This is a genomic window from Thalassospira sp. ER-Se-21-Dark, assembly GCF_017922435.1.
Lineage (GTDB): Bacteria > Pseudomonadota > Alphaproteobacteria > Rhodospirillales > Thalassospiraceae > Thalassospira.
On record NZ_VDEZ01000001.1, the window covers coordinates 773636 to 794675 of the forward strand.

Below are 21040 nucleotides of genomic sequence, written 5' to 3' on the forward strand. Positions count from 1 at the left end.
ACCCATTGATTATTTGACCGCCTTCCGGAACGAATTTCGCCATGCATCACAGCGTCCTGTTTGAGCTGTTTCTTATTCTGACTGCCGCGATCATTGCGGTGCCGATTGCGCACAAGCTGCGTGCGAATTCGATCATCGGCTTTCTGATTGGCGGGTTCTTTATCGGGCCGTTCGGCTTTGGCCTGATTTCCGAACGCGAAGACATTTCCACGGTTGCCGAACTGGGCGTGGTTTTCCTGCTGTTCATGATCGGGCTGGAGCTTTCGCGTGATCGTTTGCGCGTGATTGGCGGGCGGTTTGCCGGTCTGGGCGTTTTGCAAATTCTGGTGTCGATGGCAGCCCTTCTGGGGCTTCTGGTTGTCATGGAATTCCCGCTGCCGACGGCCTTGGTGATTGCCGGAGCGCTTGCGCTTTCATCGACCGCGATCATTCTCAAACAGCTTTCCGATGACAAGCAGCTCAATACCCGGTTCGGGCGTGCGGCCCTTGCCATTTTGTTATTGCAGGACGTGGCGGTTGGTCCGTTCCTGATCATGGTGCAAGCGGCAGGTGACGCCGGAACGGAAACCAGCCCGTGGATGAGCATCCTGCTTGGTTTCGGGTCGGTCGCGTTGTTGTTGCTCGTCGGGCGCTATGTGTTGCCGCGGCTGTTTCGCTATATCGCGTCGCTCAAGAACCCGGAACTGTTTGCCATCGGCACGCTGTTTGTTGTGCTAGCCGCCAGCACCTTGACCGAGGTTTCCGGACTTTCAATGGCGCTGGGCGCGTTTATCGCCGGGGTGATGTTGGCCGAAACCGAGTTCCGTCATCAGATCGAAGCCGACATTTCACCGTTCCGCGGCGTGTTCCTGTCGCTGTTCTTTATGTCGGTGGGCATGTCGGTTGATGCCGACGTTGTTTATAACGAATTTGGCACCATCGTCATGTGGCTGGTGCTGTTGCTGGTGATCAAGACGGCGGTTTTGTTCGTCCTGGCGCGCGCGATCCAGTTTGAAACCGGCCTTGCCATCCGGGTGGCGATGAGCTTGGCCGCCGGCGGTGAATTTGCCTTTGTCATGTTTGCGCTGGCCGCCCAGAATGGTGCGGTACCGCTTGAAATGGCAGCCATGCTGATCCCGGTGGTGGCGATTTCGATGGCGCTGACCCCGACACTGATCAGCCTTGGACACAAGATCGAGGAAAAGCTTCATCCCAAGGAAGAAGACCAGCTTGGCAAGATTGCCGAAGAATCCGAGGGCATTCACCAGCATGTTCTGGTGATCGGAAGTGGTCGCGTTGGCCGGGTTCTGGCCCGGTTGCTCAAGACGCGCAACATTCCGTTCCTGGTGCTGGATAGTGACGCACAGCAGGTTTCACGCGGCCGGGCAGAAGGCCTTCCGGTTTACTTTGCCGACGGGTCCAGACCGGAAACTTTCCGGGCGGCACACACCGATGAGGCAAAAATTGCGGTTGTTGCCATGGGGAACCCGCATGCGACCGAGAAGACGGTCGCCCTTTTGCGCCAGCATTACCCGCATCTGAAGATCTTTGCCCGTGCGCAGGACATCACCCATATCGGGCCGCTGTCGCGCCATGGGGCGGATGCCGCGATCCCCGAGGTGCTTGAAACCGGCTTGCGATTATCCGACCATGTGTTGGCCGCCTGTGATGTGCCGCAGGAAGACATTGATGCCGAAATCGCCAAATTCCGCCGTGCGGACATGCTTTTGATGAACGAACTGGCGCCGCGCCCGCAGCGCAAACCATCAGGGTCGGAGAATGCCGAAAAACCGGTGAAGAAAAAAACCTGAAGACGTTACGACCTTAAAACAAAAACCCCCGCTGCAACCTGCAACGGGGGTTTTTTAATCGGATAGGGCTCTATACCGACTTAGGCCGCGGTTTCTGAATCCAGTGCATAGCCCGCCGCACGGACGGTGCGGATGATATCGCGCGTGCCTTTGACGTCATTGAGCGCCTTGCGCAGGCGGCGGATATGAACGTCGACGGTGCGGGTTTCGACATAGATGTTCGGGCCCCAAACCGCGTTAAGCAACTGTTCGCGCGAGAAAACCCGACCCGGATGTTCGAGGAAATAGCGCAGCAGACGGAACTCGGTCGGGCCAAGATGGATCGATTTTCCATTGCGGCTGACCCGGTGGGCGGCGAGATCCATTTCGATGTCGGAATAGATCAACTGCCCTTGTGGTTGCGCCGGACCGGACCGGCGCAAAAGTGCGCGGATACGGGCGAGCAGCTCGCCAATGGCAAACGGCTTGGTGACATAGTCATCAGCGCCGGTATCAAGACCGCGGATGCGGTCGCCCTCTTCGCCACGTGCCGTCACCATGATCACCGGCAAATCGCGGCTTTCAGGCTTGCGGCGGATCTGACGGCAGACTTCGATCCCCGACATTACCGGCAGCATCCAGTCGAGCAAAACCAGATCGACATGGGTTTCAGCCAGAATTTTCAACGCTTCGTCACCGTCACCGGCTTCGACAACCTGCATCCCCTCGCGTTCGAGGTTGTAGCGCAACATGGTTACGATTGCTGCCTCGTCCTCGACGATAAGAACCGTTGGGTCCATCTTCCTATGCTCCCGTGTCAGTCATTCGGTTCGACAACAGCGAAGTTCGCTGCGTCGTTTTTTGGCCGGTCAATCCCCGGCAGGTCTTCGCCCTTGATCCGGTAATAGATCGTTTCGGCGATATTGGTTGCGTGATCACCGATACGTTCGATGTTCTTGGCAATGAACAACAGATGGGTCGATGCGGTAATGTTGCGCGGATCTTCCATCATGTAGGTCAGCAATTCGCGGAACAGCGAATTGTACATGTCGTCCACTTCCTGATCGCGTTCCCAGACCCGGTGGGCCTTTTCGGCGTCGCTTTCGATATAGGCATCCAGGACATCCTTGATGATTTCCTGGGCCAGCTTGGCCATGTTCGGGATCGCCTGAACCGGGCGGATCGGCGGGATCTGGTTCAGCACCTGCGCGCGTTTGGCGATGTTCTTTGCCAGATCACCAATGCGTTCCAGATCGTTTGACAGCTTGAGCGCGGTGACGACCTGACGCAGGTCATCTGCCATCGGCTGACGCAGGGCCAGAAGACGGACGGCAAAGTCCTGAACTTCCTGTTCGAGCACATCAATGCGCTGATCGGACAGGATGACTTTCTCGGCCAGTTCGGAATCGCGTTTGACGATGGATCTGATCGAGGAAATAAGCTGGCTTTCAGCAAGCCCGCCCATTTGCGAAATGATGTTGTTCAGACGGGTCAGTTCCTCGTCGAACGAACTTACGATATGGGTATGTTCATCAGCCATTTATGCGTACTCCTGGCTCGCTTAACCGAAGCGGCCGGTAATGTAACCCTTGGTGCGTTCGTCCTTCGGGTTGGTAAAGATCTGATCGGTTTCACCGACTTCAACCAGCTTTCCGAGGTGGAAGAACGCGGTGCGCTGCGACACACGGGCGGCCTGCTGCATGGAGTGGGTCACGATCACGATCGTGTAGTTCGAACGCAACTCGTCTATCAGTTCCTCGACCTTGGCGGTCGCAATCGGATCAAGGGCCGAGCACGGTTCATCCATCAGGATGACTTCCGGGCTGACGGCAACCGCGCGTGCAATGCAAAGGCGCTGCTGCTGACCACCGGAAAGACCGGTTGCCGGCGATTGCAGACGATCTTTGACTTCTTTCAGAAGACCCGCACGTTCGAGCGAGGTCATGACAATTTCATCAAGTTCATCGCGCGAATTGACCAGACCATGAATACGCGGGCCATAGGCCACGTTGTCATAGATGGTTTTCGGGAACGGGTTCGGTTTCTGGAACACCATGCCGATGCGCGCGCGCAGCTGAACCACGTCGATCCGCTTGTCATAGATGTCGCGACCATCCAGGGTAACGTCACCTTTGATCGTCACACCGTCAATGGTGTCATTCATCCGGTTCAGGCAGCGCAGGAAGGTGGATTTACCACAGCCCGACGGACCAATCAGTGCGGTTACCTGCTGTTCGGGGATATCAAGGTTGACCTCATAGAGGGCCTGATTGTCGCTATAGAAAAGATCGAGCTTGCGCGCGGTCATTTTCGGTTTTTCGACCGACGGCTCCGCCGTCATTGCGCTCTGGGATACAGCAGCCATTTTACCACTTCCGTTCAAATTTTTTGCGCAGATACACAGCCAGTCCATTCATCAGGACAAGGAAGGCCAGCAACACCATAATCGCTGCCGAGGTTTTCTCGACAAAGGCACGTTCCGGGCTGTCTGCCCACAGATAGATCTGGACCGGCAGAACCGTTGCCGGGTCAAGAGCCCCGCCCGGGATATCAACAATAAAGGCAACCATTCCGATCATCAGAAGCGGTGCGGTTTCACCAAGCGCCTGTGCCATGCCAATGATCGTGCCGGTCAGAATGCCCGGCATGGCAAGCGGCAAGACATGGTGGGTCACGGTCTGAACCGGGGATGCACCAAGGCCAAGGGCGGCCTGACGGATCGACGGCGGCACCGCCTTGATCGCCGCACGCGATGCGATGATGATCGTCGGCAAAGTCATCAGCGCCAGCGTCAAACCACCGACAACCGGGGCCGAGCGCGGCAAATGCATGACATTGAGATAGACCTCAAGCCCCAGCAGACCAAACACGATGGACGGCACCGCGGCCAGGTTGTTGATATTAACCTCGACAATCTGGGTGAAGCGGTTTTTCGGGGCGAATTCTTCGAGATAGATCGCCGCCAGAACACCAATCGGGAAGGACAATGCCAAAGTCACAAGCAGGGTATAGAACGAGCCAACAGCCGCGCCCCAGATACCGGCAAGTTCCGGTTCGCGGGAATCGCCACTGGTAAAGAAGCGGGTGTGGAACTGTTTTTCCACCGCACCGTCAGCAACCAGTTCGTTATACCAAGCGACTTCCTTGTCATTGAGGCGACGGTCGCCTTCATCAACGGTGGGATCGATATAGCCCTTGTTGAGCATGTCGAAATCATCACCGGAAATCAGCCAGATGGTGCGCGTTTGGCCAATCAGGCTCGGATTTTCGAGAACCCGTTCGCGCAGATCATAAGATGCGCCGCCTGAAACGATGCCATAGAGATCACGTTTGTCACTGCGCGAGGTCACATCAGGGAACCGATCACGCAAAGCCTGTTTGATCAGACCATCAAAGTTCGCGCGCCCGATCACGTCGGGATCGCCGGTCCGTTCCGGATCGATCACAGCCGGATCAAAGGTCACTTCGAGCTGGACATAGGTCTGGTAAAAGGCGCTGTAGCCTTTAGAGCCGATCGAGAGTGCCAGCGTGCAAAGCGCCAGCAGCGCCAAACAGATCGCAACCAGACCATAGCTTTTAAAGCGGCGTTCGGCGGCGTAACGTTTCTTGATGTTACGGGTGATTTTCGGGCTGTCCCAGTCAACCGGCTTGCGCAGATTGTCAGAGATCACTTTGGCCGCAGCTCTGTCTTCCATAAGAGATGCCATATCAGTCATATTTCTCGCGATACTTCTGAACAACCTTAAGGGCAAATACGTTCAGCCCCAAGGTGACAAGGAAAAGAACCAGCCCCAACGCGAAGGCCGAGAGGGTTTTTGCACTGTCGAACTCTTGGTCGCCGACCAGAAGCGTCACGATCTGCACGGTAACAGTCGTCACAGCCTGAAGCGGGTTCACCGTCATGTTCGCGGCAAGACCAGCGGCCATCACAACAATCATGGTTTCACCAATCGCCCGCGAAACGGCCAACAGAACCGCCCCGACAATACCGGGCAAGGCGGCCGGGAAAATCACCTGCCGGATGGTTTCCGATTTGGTCGCCCCCAATGCATAGGACCCGTCACGCAGCGATTTCGGCACCTGCGACATCACGTCATCAGACAGCGAGGACACAAACGGAATGATCATGATGCCCATGACAAGACCGGCGGCCAGCGCACTTTCCGAACTGACATCGAGGCCGAGGATCGCGCCATTGTCGCGCAAGAACGGTGCCACGGTGAGCGCGGCAAAGAAGCCATAGACAACCGTTGGCACGCCCGCCAGAATTTCAAGTGCGGGTTTGGCAACAGCGCGAAATTTAGGCGCGGCATATTCGCCCATATAGATGGCCGAAAACAGGCCGACCGGCACCGCGACACACATGGCAATCAGCGTAATCAGCAAGGTACCGACAAACAGCGGAATCATGCCAAACGCCCCCTCGGACGCCACCTGATCGGCACGGATCGCGGTTTGCGGGCTCCATTCCAGACCAAACAGGAATTCGAGCGGGTTGATCTTGCTAAAGAAATGCAGGGTTTCGAACATCAGTGAAAACACGATGCCGACCGTTGAAAGGATCGCAATCGCCGAACAGACAATCATGATCGCGCGCGAGATGCGTTCAACATTGTTGCGCGCGCGCATATCCGCTTCAATCCGTCGATAGGACAGGACAAGACCGGCAAGCGCAACCGACAGCATGACAACCACCAGCGCCGCATTGGCGATGGTTTGCAAATTGGCAAGTCTGCGCCCGGCATCAACAATTTCCGGCGACACGGTGAGATGTTCACCGCCACCGGCGGCGATCTGGGAAATGCTGTTGAGCGCCAGCGACAGACGACCGGAGTCACCAATTACTTCCTGCGGCAGGTCCGACACGATCAGGGCTTCAATCACCGAGCCCTGGAACATGTACCAGATCAAAAGCAAAAACAGCGCGGGAAGCCCGCACCATGCTGCTGTGTAAGCCCCATAGTGAACCGGCAAGGAATGAAGATTGCTGTGCCGGCCACCAGAAAGGGCAACAGCCCGCTGGCGTCCGAAATAAAAGGACAGCGCGCAAAGTGCGGCAACCGCGAGCAACAGGAAAGACAGGGACATTATTTGAGATCCGTTCGCCAGATGAGCCTGCAAAGATCAGTTCGTGAGGCCAATAGGACAGAAACAATAAACAAATCAAGTCGAGATATAAAGAAACCGGTGGCGGCAAAGGCCGCCACCGGTTGAAAGATCGCGTTACATGCTCAGCGGCGAAAGGTTCATCGCAGCGTTACGAACAGCTTCACGCTCAGCGGCATCCATCGGGATCAGGCCACGGTCAGCAAGGTAACCTTCTGAGCCCCAAGCTTTGTCAGCGGTGAATTCAGCAAGATATTCCTTGATGCCCGGAATGGTGCCAACGTGCGCGTTCTTCACGTAGAAGAAGAGCGAACGGGAAACCGGATAGGAGCCGTCAGAGATTGCTTCGAAGGTCGGAGCAACGCCACCGATCAGCGAGCCCTGGAGCTTGTCGCCGTTCTGGTCAAGGAAGGAGAAGCCGAAGATGCCAAGTGCATCATGGTTGGCTTCGAGTTTCTGAACGATCAGGTTGTCGTTCTCGCCAGCTTCGACATAGGCACCGTCTTCACGTACGCCAGCGCAGACAGCTTTGTGCTGGTCTTTGTTGGTGTCTTTAAGAGCGGCGATTGCCGGGAACTCATCGCAAGCTTCTTCGAGTACCAGCTCGGTGAAGGCATCACGGGTACCGGAGGTCGGCGGCGGGCCGAGAACTTCGATTTTAACGTCCGGAAGGCTCGGATCGATTTCAGCCCAGGTGCTGTACGGGTTGTCGATCAGCGACTGGCCGTCTTTGGACGGAACGGTTTTTGCCAGAGCAAGGAAGATCTGCTCTTTGGTCAGGTCGAGCTGCGGCGCAGCGTTGGAGTTCGACAGAACGATACCGTCGTAACCAACTTTAACTTCGGTAACTTCCGAAATGCCGTTCTTCGCGCAAGTTTCAACTTCGGACTTCTTGATGCGACGCGAAGCGTTGGTGATGTCCGGATGCTGTTCGCCAACACCGGCGCAGAACAGCTTCAGACCACCGCCAGAACCGGTAGATTCGATAACCGGCGTTTTGAAGGAGGTGGTTTTACCGAATTCTTCTGCAACTGCGGTTGCGAACGGGAAGACGGTGGACGAACCAACGATACGAATCTGGTCGCGTGCTTCGGCAGCGCCAGCAAAGGCAACGCTCATAAGCGCCGCAACAGCAAGAGTCTTCTTCATCATAAATTCCCCAATGGTAGTTCCACTTCGGAACGGTGCAACGATCTGCGAGGCGGACTCTACCGCTGGGTGCTTACGGTATTGTGTCGCTTTTGTTAACGTTATGTGACAACGTATCAGAGCAGTAAAAACAGCCACTTATCATTAATAAAATCAATAAGTTAGCATTTTGCGACAACCATCCGAAAACGGTGGTTTTTCACTTCAACATGGCAAAATCGCGATTGATTGCGAAAGGCTGTAACAAAAACTGTCACATTTCGTCCAAAGGCGACCTTGGGTGTCGGGGAATGGTGTGAATTGACGATAATTGCCACCAAACCCTTTACATGACCCCATTTACACGCAACTGTTGTGCTTGGGGTCCAAACTCATTCACATGTCCGGCCCGGCAATTGATATGAGAGAAATGGCAAGGAAAAGCCAGCAGAGCCGAGTATTCTCCGGTCAAGGGGTTTGACGCAGAGGCTTTCTCTCATATCAATTGTCCTTTGGATCACCCGGATTTGCACGGGCTACTTTGTCGCAAAACCTTGAAAGATATAGATCTTCCTGTGGTTTTGCCCCGCATATCCGCACAAATCCGGGGGACCGGGACGATTATGTGAATGAGTTTGGACCCCAAGGGATCAAAAAATGCTGCGCGTAAGTACGCGGCCATAACAGGAGCACTTGATGAGCAACGCTGCACTCGACGAAATTCAGGAACTGATTCAGAAGCTGTCTGGCGAACTTGGAGATATGTCAGAGGCTGCGTCGCGCCATATTGATGATCTGCATGTTGCGGTCAATAACGTCGCATCGCACGTTCTGGCGATCGAGGCAGTTCTGTCACTGGTGGCCCAGAAGGTCGAGGTTGACGAAGCCGAAGCAATCAAGTGGATTCGTGACAAGACAGCGGCCTATGCCGAAGACAGCAGCGAAAGCTCTGCCGCCGAAGGCATTACAAAAAGCCTGCTTGGCAAGGAAGAGTAAGGCGCCCAGTCGCACGGACTTACGAAATCAAAAGGACGGCAGAGGTTATTCCCTGCCGTCCTTTTTGTTTTCTGATGCGGGTTTGAGAAAACCTAGCCTGCCAGTTCGGTCGCCGTCATCCGGTCGCGCAGTTTTTCCGGCACCGGTCCACCGGCGGCCCAATCAAGGAGCTGCACCGTGTGCAGAACTTTGAGATCGTCGGTTTCGATCTGGACCATGCAGCCGATATTCCCCGTCGCCACCAGATCAGGCTGGGTCGCGCGGATATTGCCGCGTTTGCGTTCCTGAAGCTGGCCAGCAATTTCAGGCTGCAACAGGTTATAGACCCCGGCAGAGCCACAGCACAGATGGCCTTCGGCGATTTCAGCGACTTCATACCCGGCCTGTTTGAGGAGATCACGGGGTGGTCGGGTGATCTTTTGGCCGTGCTGCATCGAGCAGGCTGAATGATAGGCGACACGGGGATTCCCGTGATTGGCACCGGCAAACACGGCGGCATCAATATCAAGGTTTGCGAGATATTCGGTAATGTCCTTGGCAAGACCGGACACCGTCGCCGCCTTATCGGCATAGGCCGGATCATGGCGCAGCATATGGCCGTAATCCTTGATCGTGGTGCCACAGCCCGATGCGGTAATCACGATGGCATCAAGGCCTTCGCCCGCAGCCTCGGCCGTCCAGGCATCGATGTTGGCCTTGGCCTGTGTGTGGGATTGTTCTTCCTTGCCCATATGATGAACAAGCGATCCGCAACAGCCCGCACCCTTGGCAACAACCACCTCGATCCCGAGCCGGGTGAGTAGACGAACCGTCGATTCGTTGATTTCGGTTTCAAGCACCTGCTGGGCACAGCCGATCAGGATGGCAACCCGGCCTTTGCGTTGGCCAACTGCCGGGATCACCTGGGGTTTATCAACCCAGCTTGGCGGATGCATGGGGCGTGCGCCCATCTTGACCATGCCCTTGAGCCGACCGGGCATCAGACGCGCAAAGGGGGCGGCGAATTTTGCGCCGATCAATGACAGCCGAAACAGGGTTGGATTGGGCACAACAATCGACAGCAACTTGCGCAGCAAGCGATCCCCCAACGGGCGTTCATAATTTTGTTCGATATGGGCGCGCGCATTGTCGATCAGGTGCATGTAATCAACACCGGACGGACATGTGGTTGTACAGGAAAGACATGACAGGCAGCGATCAAGGTGTTTGACCACCTTTTCAGTTGCCGGTTTGTCATTTTCCAGCATGTCCTTGATCAGGTAAATGCGGCCACGCGGGCTGTCGAGTTCATCACCGAGGGTGACGAATGTCGGACAGGTCGCGGTACAGAAACCGCAATGCACGCATTTGCGCAGGATCTGTTCGCTTTCGGCAATCGCCGGGTTTTCAAGTTGGGCAGCGGTGAAGTTGGTTTGCATTACGCGCCCTCCCCGTTCTGTGACACTGGCGCAATCCGCCCCGGATTGAGAATACCCTTGGGATCGAGGTTTTCCTTGATCCGGGCATTGATCCGGGCAAGTGCCGGGTCTTCGGGATGGAAGACCGGGGTGGCTTGACGGATTTCATCGGATGCGCGCACCAGATTGGCCTGCCCGCCGACATTGGCGACGATATCGCGGATCGTGCCCGCCATTGCATCGGGCACATTCGCCGCGTCAGATGCGGCGATCTGCAACCAGATCAGGCCACCGGCCCAATCCATCATCGCCCGACCGCCGGTTTTTTCGATCAGTTGGGCACAGATATCGCCACCGCTTGCCGGGGGCACCGATACCCGCCACAGAACACTGCCACTGTTTTCCGATGCCACGAACGGCGCGACATTGGCAACAACCTTCCAGATGCTGTGGCTGTGACTTTCCGGGACTTCGTGGCATTCGCCAAACCCGGCAAGCGCCCGGCACAGGGCATCGGCCCGCCATGCAACAGAGGGATGCGGTCCTTCGACACGAAGCGCCACAAGGCCACTGCCATATTCCCCGGCCAGTGGCACATCAAGGTGCGGCGCGTCTTCGGGCGCGATCCAGGCGGCGGCGGAGACTTCGTTTTCACTGCCCATGGCAATGGTCATCGCCTTTCCCGCCGCACGCGGGTCACTGCAGGCGACAATCACGGTGGCGGATGTTTCGTCATTGGGCATGACCTTAAGCGTTACGGTATGCATGACGCCCAGCGTACCAAAGGAGCCCGCCATCAGTTTTGACAGATCAAAGCCGGTGACGTTTTTCATCACGCGGCCACCGGATTTAAAATCCTCTGCCCGGCCAGAAACGGCCTCGAACCCCAGAAGATGATCGCGTGCCGCACCGACCTTGATCCGGCGCGGCCCGGCAAGATTGCACGCGACAAGCCCGCCAATGGTTCCGGCATCCGACACGGCGTGGCCATCCAGCAAGGCCGGGAAATTTCCGGGCTCAAAATGGAATTGCTGATTTTTTTCCGCCAGAGCGGCCTTGATGTCGGCCAATGGCGTGCCCGCACGGGCCGATATCACCAGTTCTTCGGGCTGATAAAACAAGATGCCCGACAATTTGGAGCAATCAAGCACGGCGTTGGTTCGAACCGAATGGCCAAAGGCGCGCTTGCTGCCCGATCCGATGATTTCAAGCGGGGTCTGTGATCCAAGCGCCCAACCAACCGCATCACGCAGCTGGTCCGGCGTGGTGGGGGAAAGTACGTCCACCATAACTCTCTCTTTTCCTCTCCTGAGCCGGTCTGATCAGATTTGCGGGAGCTGATCAGACGGCCTTTGTTTTTGTAGCTTCTGTGTTGTTGTTTGGCGCGTCTAGAAGCGCGGGATATCCGGGAACTTGTCGGCCACCGCCTTGGCATGCAGGGTTTTGAGTTCCCCACAGCCATGCAAGGTCGGGAATACCTTGCCGGGGTTGAGCAACTGGTCCTCGTCAAAGGCCATCTTGATGCGTTCCTGATGCTTCATGTCATCGATCGAGAACATCTCGCCCATCAGGTCGCGCTTTTCGACACCGATGCCGTGTTCACCCGACAGCACCCCGCCAACCGCGACACACAGTTTCAGGATGTCGGCGCCGAACGCCTCGGCCTTTTCAAGGTCGCCCGCCTTGTTGGCATCAAACATGATCAGCGGATGCAAATTGCCATCACCGGCATGGAAGACGTTGGCAACGCCCAGCCCGTGTTTTTTTGACAGGTCCTGCATGCCGGTCAGCACCTCGGACAGGCGGCCGCGCGGGATGGTGCCATCCATGCACATATAATCGGGTGAAATACGGCCAATCGCCGGGAAGGCGTTTTTGCGGCCTGACCAGAACAGCAGGCGTTCTTCCTCGTTTTCAGAAATGCGGGAATAGACCGCCCCGCAATCCTTGGCGATTTTGCCAACCCGGTCGATCAGGTAATCGACTTCGACCTGCGGGCCATCAAGTTCGACCAGAAGAAGGGCTTCGACATCCAGTGGATAACCCGCCTGAACGAATTCCTCGGTCGCCTTGATCGCCGGGGCATCCATCATTTCAAGACCGCCCGGAATGATCCCGGCGGCAATGATTGCCGCAACGCAACTGCCGCCTTCTTCGGATGAATTAAAGCCCAGCAACAGCGCACGCGCCGTTTCGGGTTTGCGCAGGATCCGAACCGTCACCTCGGTCACAATCCCCAGAAGGCCTTCCGACCCGGTGATGATGCCAAGCAAATCATAGCCCGCCTGATCAAGGCCCTTACCACCGACGCGCAGGATTTCACCTTCGATGGTGACCATTTCAACCCCCAACACATTGTTGGTGGTAAGCCCGTATTTCAGGCAATGCACCCCGCCGGAATTTTCGGCGATGTTGCCGCCAATCGAACAGGCGATCTGGCTGGAGGGATCGGGGGCGTAATAGAACCCCTTATGTTCGACCGCGCGCGTGATGCCAAGGTTGGTGACACCGGGCTGCACGACGGCGGCCCGGTTGTCCCAATCGATATCAAGCACGCGATTGAATTTCATCATACTAATCGTAATCGCATCGGCCATCGGAAGTGCGCCACCGGACAAACCGGTACCGGCACCACGCGGAACGACACGGATTTTATTGGTATGACAATATTTCAGGATGGCTGCGACCTGGGCGGTATTTTCCGGCAGGACCACAATCATCGGCAATTGCCGATAGGCCATCAACCCATCGCATTCATAGGGCCTGAGCTGATCATCATCGACAATAACCCCGCCCGGTGACGGGATGATATCGCGCATGGCGGCGATAATGTCCTTGCGACGTGCAAGTGTGTGTTGATCAGGCTCAGGCATCCTAAGCATCGGTGGGTTACTCCGTTAATTCGACCAGCAGGTCCTTGGCTTCGACCTGTGTCCCGGCCGGGGCGTGGATTTTGGCCACGGTTCCATCCTTTTCGGCGTGAACCGCGGTTTCCATTTTCATGGCTTCGAGCGAGCACATCACATCACCCGACTTGATCTTCTGGCCTTCGGACACGTGGACTTCGACCACCAGACCCGGCATCGGGGCTGCGACATGCAGCTTGTTGCCATCTTCGGCCTTTGGTTTTGTCTTGCCTGTGCCTGCCAGTGTCTTGTCGGCGACCTTGACGGTGCGGGGCTGACCGTTCAGTTCAAAGAACACAGTGCGGTTGCCCTCCTCGTCACCGGCTTCGGACGTGGTCAGATAGCGGATGACAAGGGTTTTGCCCTTTTCAAGATCGACCGAGATTTCATCGTTCTGGTTCATCCCGTAGAAGAAGACCGGGGTGGGCAGAACCGAAACATCGGCGTTGTGGCTGCGGTGTTCGGCGTAATCAAGGAACACCTTGGGATACATCACATAAGATGCAACCTCTGCATCGGTGATATTGCTGCGATGGGTTTTCTTTTCGATCTCCTTGCGGGTCGCTTCGAAATCGATCGGCGGCAATGATTTGCCCGGACGGTCTGTTAGCGCCTCGGCCCCCTTAAGCACCTTGCGTTGCAGGGCGGGTGGGAAGCCACCGACCGGCTGACCAATTTCACCGCGGAAGAAGGAAATGACGCTGTCGGGGAAGGTAATGTCCTTTTTAGGATCAAGAACGTCTTCCTCAGACAAACCGGATGTCACCATCATGAGCGCCATATCGCCGACAACCTTGGAGCTTGGCGTCACCTTGACGACATCGCCAAACATCTTGTTGACCGCGGCATAGGCCTTGGACACTTCGGGCCAGCGATCCTCGATCCCGAGTGCACGGGCCTGCTGGCGCAGGTTGGTGTACTGGCCGCCCGGCATTTCGTGGACATAGACGTCCGAGGTGCCGCTTCGGATATCGCTTTCAAAGCCTGCGTAATAGCGACGGATCTGTTCCCAATAGGTCGAGATTTCCTTGAGCGCCTCGGTCTTGAGGCCCGGATCACGTGGCTGACCGATATAGTTGTTGGCAATCGAACCCAGGTTTGGCTGGGACGTCAGACCCGACATCGAATCCATCGCTGCATCGACCGCATCAACACCGGCATCGATGGCGGCAATCACGGTGGCGGCCGAGATACCACTGGTGTCGTGGGTATGGAAGTGGATCGGGATATTGACGGTGTCCTTGAGCGCTGTGATCAGCTCGGTCGCAGCGGCCGGACGCAGCACACCCGCCATATCCTTGAGACCGAGAATATGCGCCCCCGCAGACTCAAGTTCGCGGGCCATATTCACATAGTAATCAAGGTTATATTTCGGGCGGTCCTTGTCATAGATATCGCCAGTGTAACAGATGGTCGCTTCGCAAAGTTTATCGGTTTTAAGCACCGATTCCATCGCGACCTTCATGTTTTCAACCCAGTTGAGGCTATCAAACACGCGGAAGACATCCATGCCGTGTTCGGCCGCCTGCTTGACGAAGTAATCGACCGCGTTATCGGGATAGTTGGTATAGCCCACCGCGTTCGAGGCCCGCAAAAGCATCTGGGTCAGGATATTAGGCACGCGTTCGCGCAGCTTGACCAGACGATCCCACGGGTCTTCTTTCAGGAAGCGCATGGCAACGTCAAACGTCGCCCCGCCCCAGCATTCGATGGAAAACAGTTCCGGCAGCCCATGCGCGTAATAAGGTGCGATTTCGAGCATGTCATAGGTGCGCATGCGGGTGGCCAGAAGCGACTGGTGGGCATCACGCATGGTGGTGTCGGTCATCAGGACGCGTTCCTGATCCTTCATCCAGCGCGAGAAACCCTCTGGCCCCAACTGATCAAGCTTTTGCTTGGTCCCCGGGCGGATTTCGCCAAGGTCGATGGATTTCGGCATCACCGGGTCATGCAGATTGGTCGGCACCACGCGGCCTTCGACTTCGGGGTTGCCATTGACCGCAACCTCGCCGATGAAGCGCAGCAGGCGGGTGGCGCGGTCGCGCCGGCGCACGAACTTGAACAGATCGGGCGTTTCGTCAATAAACCGCGTGGTGTATTCACCGGCCCGGAATTTCGGGTGATTGATCAGGTTTTCAAGGAAGGCCAGGTTGGTGGCAACACCGCGAATACGGAATTCGCGAAGTGCGCGGTCCATACGATCCACCGCTTCGCGCGGGGTGCTGCCCCATGCGGTGACCTTTTCCAGCATGCTGTCATAGAACGGTGTGATCACCGCCCCGGAATAGGCCGTGCCGCCATCCAGACGAATGCCAAAGCCGTTGGCCCCGCGATACACCTTGATGATCCCGTAATCGGGGACAAAGTTGTTTTCCGGGTTTTCGGTGGTGATACGGCACTGAAGCGCGTGATCGCGCAGCTTGATTTTATCCTGCCAGGGGATACCGGTTTCGGACGGGAAACCGATGCGGCCACCCTGGGCGATCAGGATTTGCGCCTTGACCAGATCAAAGCCGGTGACGCATTCGGTGACGGTGTGTTCGACCTGAATGCGCGGGTTGACCTCGATGAAGTAGAACTTGGATGTATCGACATCCATGAGGAACTCGACCGTGCCGGCATTGACGTAATTGGCGGCCTTGCCCAGGCGGATCGCGGCGTCACAAATCTCGGCACGCTGATCGTCATCAAGATAGGGTGCGGGTGCGCGTTCGACCACCTTCTGGTTGCGGCGCTGCACCGAACAGTCACGTTCATAAAGATGCACAAGGGTGCCGTGATTATCGCCAAGCAGCTGGACCTCGACATGGCGGGCGCGACGGATCAGTTTTTCAAAGTAAACCTCGCCATTGCCAAAGGCGGCCTCGGCCTCGCGCCTAGCGGCCAGCACCTGACCAGACAAATCCTTGCCATTTTCGATAACCCGCATGCCACGGCCACCGCCGCCCCAGCTGGCTTTGAGCATCAGGGGATAGCCGATTTTCTCGGCGATGCGGGTGACTTCCGCCATGTCTTCGGGAAGCGCGCTTGAAGCGGGCATGACCGGCACACCGGCGCTTTCGGCCAGATTACGCGCAGAAACCTTGTTGCCAAGGGTGCGCATGACTTCTGAATCCGGGCCGATGAACTGAATGCCGGCCTCGGCACAGGCATCGGCGAATTCGGGATTTTCCGACAGGAAACCATAACCGGGATGGATCGCATCGACATCGGCATCGCGTGCGACACGCAGGATATCTTCGATATCAAGATAGGCGCGAATGGGCTTGTTGCCCTTCCCCACCGTGTAGCTTTCATCCGCCTTGAAACGGTGAAGGGCGAAGCGGTCCTCGTCAGAGAAGATCGCAACTGTGCGAATGCCAAGTTCGTTGGCGGCTCGCAGAACACGAATCGCAATCTCGCCACGGTTGGCGACCAGAAGTTTACGGATACGCTTTGGTGCTGAACGCGTCATGGACACCGGGCTCCTACCACAATTTCCTGGCAGGAACGTGCCTGTGCGCGCCTGCCAAAACCAAGTGAAACGCCACGATATGGTCCCGGAATGCGTTGCGGTGCGGGATGCCTGCAACGCCATATCCATTGTGGCGATACGGGATGCCAGCACGCTGAGATCTTGTGCAATGCATCCAGAGCTTTTGGCGCCCGGTGGGCAGGCGACGGTTCTGGTATATGCGCATTGCCCTCTCCCTGTCAAAGCATGATCTCGTAAATTGGTATTACCAATTATTGGAAATCCCGACCAGTTTCTTTTCACCATGCGGAACAGGTCAGCCCGGCTTTCTCAATCAGGGCGATGGGAAAACCGCGATCTTTCAGCGACTTTTGGCGCGGATATGCTATTGTCCGCGATCAGAAAAACGGAAATTCCCGAAACGGTTACGCCCATGCCGAAGCTCAATCTTCGACTAAAGTTTTTGCTGCTCTCGATCCTGCCGCTGGTTCTGGCGGCGTCTGCGATCTCCTGGCTGGTGTTTGCCCAGGCCGAACGCCTGGCCGAGGCCGAGATCAGGACCTTTGAACGCAACATCCTTCAGGCCAGAAAGGACGAGCTGAAAAGCTATCTTGAACTGGCGATGAAATCGATCGACCACATCTATTCTGTGGCAAGCCCGCTGGATGCGGTGTCAAAAGAACGTGTGAAAGCGATCATCGAAGATCTGTCTTATGGCGAGGATGGATACTTCTTTATCTATGACCGCGATGGCACCGCCCTTGTCGATCCGCCGCAACCCTGGCGCCTTGGCCGGACCTATTGGAACCTGCGCGATATCAATGGCAACACAGTCATTCAGGGCCTGATTTTCAATGCGGAAAAGGGTGGCGATTTCATGCGCCACGTCTGGGAAAAGCCATCGACCGGGGAGCCGACCGAAAAGATCACCTATTCCCTGATGCTGGATAAATGGGACTGGATGATCGGCACGGGCATTTATATCGACGATATCGCCGAACAGGTCACCGAGATCGAGGCCGAGGTTTCCACCCATATCCGCGAAACCACCATGTCGATTATCGGGGTGACGATCCTTGCGGTGTTGCTGGTCGGCATATCGGGCACGGTGGTCACATTGTCCGAACGCAAACTTGCCGACTCAAAGCTTAAGGAACTGACCCACCGGGTTGTCGATGTGCAGGAACAGGAACGCCTTCGGGTATCGCGTGAACTGCATGACGGCATCAGTCAGATATTGGTTTCGGTCAAATATGCAGTCGAAACCGCGATTGCGCGGATCACCCAGAATCGTGACAACGCCATTGAGCCGATGGAAAAAGCCGCGAATAGATTGCAGGACGCCATCCATGAAGTGCGGCGGATTTCGCGCGATCTGCGCCCAGCCGTGCTGGATGACCTTGGCCTGAAACCCGCAATTGAGAGCATGTGTGCTGAACTTCAGGACCGGTCCGGCATCCTGATCGAGGTGAAATGCGACAATGTCGACGGCCAGCTTGATATCGACAAGAAGACAACACTTTATCGCGTGTTGCAGGAGACGCTGACCAATATCGAACGCCATGCCGATGCGACGGTGGTGAAAATTTCGATCAAACGCGAAGGCAGCAGCATCATCATGCGCATTGCCGATAACGGTGTCGGGTTTGAAACCAACCGCTATATCCGTAACCGCGATCCGCGGGCGGGCATTGGTCTGCGCAACATGCGCGAACGCATGGAATTCCATGGCGGCGGGCTTTCGGTGCGCTCCGAACCGGACGACGGGACAAAAATCACTGCATTTATTCCCGCCAACAGCCAGAATGCCCTACCCCATGACGCTATCAGCGGTTAATCTGATGGCGCACAACCCGACAGTCACGCGACAGGAACTCGTTTGATCCATGACCAATGCCACCATTGCCAACGAAGTTTATTCCACCCATCGGCCATTGCGGATTTTGCTTTGCGACGATCACGCGCTTGTCATGGATGGCATCCGGTCGCGACTGGAATGTTTTGAGCATATCAATATTGTCGGCGAGGCCGGTAACGGGGCCGAGGCATTGACCATGGCAGGTGACCTGCATCCTGATATTGTCCTGATGGACATTTCGATGCCGGTGATGAACGGGCTGGAAGCAGCCGAGAAATTCCGTGAAACCCTGCCCGATACCAAGGTCGTCATCCTGTCGATGCATGAAAACCCGGAATATCTGCGCACCGCCCAGCAGGCCGGAGCAAAGGGCTTTATCCTGAAAGATGTGTCATCCAATGACATGGTGCGCGCGATTGAAACCATCGCCAATGGTGGTGAGGCGTATAGTTCCACATTCGATCGCATCACCGATGGCGAAGACAGCAACAATGACGGCGTGCCGTTGACGTCGCGCGAACGTACGGTTTTGCGCCTGTTGGCCAAAGGCGCAAGCAACAAGCACGTTGCCCGCGAACTTGATATCAGTGTGCGCACGGTGGAAACGCACCGCCGCAACATCAAGCGCAAACTTGATATCGACAGTTCGGCCGGTCTTGTCCGCTATGCCATTGAAAAGGGTCTGGTTACCCTTGATTCTGCGAGCTGAAATCAGAAACGGTCCGCGCATGTGACGTGGCCATGCATGACTATGCAATGATTTCACATTCTGGTACGGTAGATTAGCTCGAAAGTTGGACTCATTATATTCTTGAGACCTGCGTAACCGGGACTGACCGACAACCGGATCAGCCCGTTGTCATGGGTGACACGCGTGAACCATACAACAAGCTACACATTCCGACCCGAACTGGCGCGATGCCGCGAATGTGGTGTGCGGAAATTTGCCCTGTTCAACAACCTGACGGATGAGGATTTCAAACTTGTCCATATGCCGGTTGAAGACATCACCCTGCCCAAACGCAATACGCTTTACAATGCCGGTGATCAGGCGCAATCGATTTTCACGCTGCGCAGTGGCCTGATCAAACTTGTCCATTACCTTCCGGATGGCAATCAGCGGGTGGTGCGCCTTGTCAAACCCGGCGGCACCATCGGACTTGAGTCCCTGGTCAGCGAATGTTTCACCCACCACGCCGAAGCCCTTCAGGACAGCAAGCTGTGCCGCATTCCGATTGCGGTAATTGAAAAGCTTGATAATGAAAGCCCGCGTTTGCACAAGCAGGTGCTTAATCGCTGGCATCAGGCGGTAATGGAATCCGATAACTGGCTGACCCAGATGTCGACCGGCACGGCGCGTGAACGGGTCGCCCGGCTTTGCCTGTTTTTGCATGATGACGTGACCGAGACCTGTACCCTTCCGGGACGTGAGGATATTGGTGCGATGCTTGGCATTACCACCGAAACGGCCAGCCGGATCATCGCCGATTTCAGACGTCATGACCTGCTGGAATTCAAGTCACGCAATGTTTTCAAGCTTGATCTTGTGGGACTGCGTGAAGTTGCGGGAATGGACGCCGCAGATGACGGCAATTACGCCGACTGATCCCCGACAAACCCTATCTTGCGGCATCTTGCAAGACGGTCTGAAAGGCCGAGTTCGGCCCACAGGCCAATGACAGCTTTTCATATTCCCGCGGCGTATCGATCCGTTTGTGTTTTTCCGCACTCCGCCTGCGAATATCGTTCAGCCGTCTTTTGAAATCCCGGCCATATTCCGAAATCAGCCGCCGCATGGCGCGTTGTGCATTGTCCGCGGGCATCGGGAACATGGCACCAACCTGTCTGACAACATCATTGACCAGATCATCAAGGGCCGCACGAATGTCGGCCTCCATGCCCTGATTGATCTTCACATGTTCGCCTTCGTGGGCATAAACCACATCATATTCGCACGTGCCGCGTTCAAGCTCGGACGCGATATAGACTAGGTGTTTGACGACATCGACCTTGGGATTGACCCGCACCGGATCAAGGCAATAACGGCCAAAGCCAACCTGACGCGGTTCAAAACGCATATCGAACGATGCCTGAACTTCATATTCGGTGAGGCCCGTCACCAGAAAACGTGGACTACCCCCGGCACGGCTGTTGAGCCAGCGCACCGAGCGGTGCCGATCGAGCATCGGGTCCATGTGATTGAATTCAAGGAAGGCTTCGGGCGCGCTGATTGGCGCACAGGTACCTTGGGCACGGGCCAGATTGGGAAGAAACGCCAGCGCAGCCAGAATGACCAAAAGCGCGCACAAGACGCGGCCTTTGCCAATCTGATCATTGCGTTGCCCGAAAGCCGGCAAACCGTTTCTCTTGGCTTTAAAGAAAACGCTGCGCACAGAAACACCCGCACGCAGCGTTTGCGATAATCC

16 protein-coding genes are annotated in these 21040 nt (G+C 56.2%); 5 read left to right on the forward strand and 11 right to left on the reverse strand.

Annotated elements, in window-relative coordinates:
- Positions 1-41 precede the first annotated feature (41 nt).
- Positions 42-1790, forward strand: a complete 1749-nt coding sequence (locus FHI25_RS03415; RefSeq protein WP_210515129.1) for a cation:proton antiporter — start codon at positions 42-44, stop codon at positions 1788-1790.
- A gap of 80 nt (positions 1791-1870) precedes the next feature.
- On the opposite strand, the gene phoB is transcribed toward FHI25_RS03415, so the two are convergent.
- The 6 genes from phoB to FHI25_RS03445 form a co-directional block, all read right to left on the reverse strand.
- Positions 1871-2569 (reverse strand): phosphate regulon transcriptional regulator PhoB, encoded by a 699-nt coding sequence (gene phoB / locus FHI25_RS03420; RefSeq protein WP_008888332.1) that lies wholly within the window; start codon positions 2567-2569, stop codon positions 1871-1873.
- Between the two features lie 17 nt (positions 2570-2586).
- Complete coding sequence (gene phoU / locus FHI25_RS03425) at positions 2587-3309, reverse strand: phosphate signaling complex protein PhoU (protein ID WP_008888333.1); 723 nt, start codon at positions 3307-3309, stop codon at positions 2587-2589.
- Between the two features lie 21 nt (positions 3310-3330).
- Positions 3331-4134, reverse strand: coding sequence for a phosphate ABC transporter ATP-binding protein PstB (gene pstB / locus FHI25_RS03430; RefSeq protein ID WP_063088522.1), 804 nt, complete (start codon positions 4132-4134; stop codon positions 3331-3333).
- A gap of 1 nt (position 4135) precedes the next feature.
- Positions 4136-5485, reverse strand: a complete 1350-nt coding sequence (gene pstA, locus FHI25_RS03435; protein ID WP_063088521.1) for a phosphate ABC transporter permease PstA — start codon at positions 5483-5485, stop codon at positions 4136-4138.
- On the reverse strand, positions 5478-6857 hold the full coding sequence (gene pstC, locus FHI25_RS03440; protein ID WP_210515132.1) for a phosphate ABC transporter permease subunit PstC: 1380 nt from the start codon (positions 6855-6857) through the stop codon (positions 5478-5480). The genes pstA and pstC overlap by 8 nt, the downstream gene beginning before the upstream one ends.
- 135 nt (positions 6858-6992) lie before the next feature.
- The gene (locus tag FHI25_RS03445) at positions 6993-8027 is read right to left on the reverse strand and encodes a PstS family phosphate ABC transporter substrate-binding protein (protein WP_210515135.1); all 1035 of its coding nucleotides are present in this window, start codon (positions 8025-8027) and stop codon (positions 6993-6995) included.
- A gap of 672 nt (positions 8028-8699) precedes the next feature.
- Here FHI25_RS03445 and FHI25_RS03450 point away from each other — a divergent pair.
- Positions 8700-8999: a hypothetical protein gene (locus FHI25_RS03450; protein WP_008888338.1), complete on the forward strand. Its 300-nt coding sequence runs from the start codon at positions 8700-8702 to the stop codon at positions 8997-8999.
- Between the two features lie 92 nt (positions 9000-9091).
- Here FHI25_RS03450 and glcF read toward each other — a convergent pair whose 3' ends face one another.
- From glcF to FHI25_RS03470, 4 genes are all read right to left on the reverse strand, one after another.
- Entirely contained in the window at positions 9092-10417 is a 1326-nt protein-coding gene (glcF, locus tag FHI25_RS03455) for a glycolate oxidase subunit GlcF (RefSeq protein WP_210515138.1), read from the reverse strand.
- Complete coding sequence (gene glcE / locus FHI25_RS03460; RefSeq protein WP_210515142.1) at positions 10417-11685, reverse strand: glycolate oxidase subunit GlcE; 1269 nt, start codon at positions 11683-11685, stop codon at positions 10417-10419. The genes glcF and glcE overlap by 1 nt, the downstream gene beginning before the upstream one ends.
- Before the next feature lie 99 nt (positions 11686-11784).
- Positions 11785-13269 carry an FAD-linked oxidase C-terminal domain-containing protein gene (locus FHI25_RS03465; protein WP_210516445.1) on the reverse strand — a complete coding sequence of 495 codons (1485 nt, stop codon included), beginning with the start codon at positions 13267-13269 and terminating at the stop codon, positions 11785-11787.
- Between the two features lie 16 nt (positions 13270-13285).
- Complete coding sequence (locus tag FHI25_RS03470) at positions 13286-16756, reverse strand: pyruvate carboxylase (RefSeq protein WP_197146070.1); 3471 nt, start codon at positions 16754-16756, stop codon at positions 13286-13288.
- Between the two features lie 433 nt (positions 16757-17189).
- Between FHI25_RS03470 and FHI25_RS03475 the strand changes: the two genes are divergently transcribed.
- The 3 genes from FHI25_RS03475 (at position 17190) to FHI25_RS03485 (ending at position 20220) form a co-directional block, all read left to right on the forward strand.
- The gene (locus FHI25_RS03475) at positions 17190-18593 is read left to right on the forward strand and encodes a cache domain-containing protein (RefSeq protein WP_210515144.1); all 1404 of its coding nucleotides are present in this window, start codon (positions 17190-17192) and stop codon (positions 18591-18593) included.
- Between the two features lie 49 nt (positions 18594-18642).
- Entirely contained in the window at positions 18643-19323 is a 681-nt protein-coding gene (locus FHI25_RS03480) for a response regulator transcription factor (RefSeq protein WP_210515147.1), read from the forward strand.
- Positions 19324-19488: 165 nt separating this feature from the next.
- On the forward strand, positions 19489-20220 hold the full coding sequence (locus tag FHI25_RS03485; RefSeq protein WP_210515150.1) for a Crp/Fnr family transcriptional regulator: 732 nt from the start codon (positions 19489-19491) through the stop codon (positions 20218-20220).
- Between the two features lie 13 nt (positions 20221-20233).
- Here FHI25_RS03485 and FHI25_RS03490 read toward each other — a convergent pair whose 3' ends face one another.
- A complete protein-coding gene (locus FHI25_RS03490; RefSeq protein WP_210515152.1) occupies positions 20234-20971 on the reverse strand; it encodes a hypothetical protein in 738 nt (245 codons plus the stop codon).
- Positions 20972-21040 lie beyond the last annotated feature (69 nt).

Bases quoted from the DNA above. Each gene is read 5' to 3' on its own strand.
- pstB (WP_063088522.1), bottom strand. From the start codon at position 4,134: ATGGCTGCTGTATCCCAGAGCGCAATGACGGCGGAGCCGTCGGTCGAA.
- FHI25_RS03445 (WP_210515135.1), bottom strand. From the start codon at position 8,027: ATGATGAAGAAGACTCTTGCTGTTGCGGCGCTTATGAGCGTTGCCTTT.
- FHI25_RS03470 (WP_197146070.1), bottom strand. From the start codon at position 16,756: ATGACGCGTTCAGCACCAAAGCGTATCCGTAAACTTCTGGTCGCCAAC.
- pstA (WP_063088521.1), bottom strand. From the start codon at position 5,485: ATGACTGATATGGCATCTCTTATGGAAGACAGAGCTGCGGCCAAAGTG.
- FHI25_RS03465 (WP_210516445.1), bottom strand. From the start codon at position 13,269: ATGCCTGAGCCTGATCAACACACACTTGCACGTCGCAAGGACATTATC.
- glcF (WP_210515138.1), bottom strand. From the start codon at position 10,417: ATGCAAACCAACTTCACCGCTGCCCAACTTGAAAACCCGGCGATTGCC.
- phoU (WP_008888333.1), bottom strand. From the start codon at position 3,309: ATGGCTGATGAACATACCCATATCGTAAGTTCGTTCGACGAGGAACTG.
- phoB (WP_008888332.1), bottom strand. From the start codon at position 2,569: ATGGACCCAACGGTTCTTATCGTCGAGGACGAGGCAGCAATCGTAACC.
- pstC (WP_210515132.1), bottom strand. From the start codon at position 6,857: ATGTCCCTGTCTTTCCTGTTGCTCGCGGTTGCCGCACTTTGCGCGCTG.
- FHI25_RS03475 (WP_210515144.1), top strand. From the start codon at position 17,190: ATGCCGAAGCTCAATCTTCGACTAAAGTTTTTGCTGCTCTCGATCCTG.
- FHI25_RS03450 (WP_008888338.1), top strand. From the start codon at position 8,700: ATGAGCAACGCTGCACTCGACGAAATTCAGGAACTGATTCAGAAGCTG.
- FHI25_RS03415 (WP_210515129.1), top strand. From the start codon at position 42: ATGCATCACAGCGTCCTGTTTGAGCTGTTTCTTATTCTGACTGCCGCG.
- FHI25_RS03480 (WP_210515147.1), top strand. From the start codon at position 18,643: ATGACCAATGCCACCATTGCCAACGAAGTTTATTCCACCCATCGGCCA.
- glcE (WP_210515142.1), bottom strand. From the start codon at position 11,685: ATGGTGGACGTACTTTCCCCCACCACGCCGGACCAGCTGCGTGATGCG.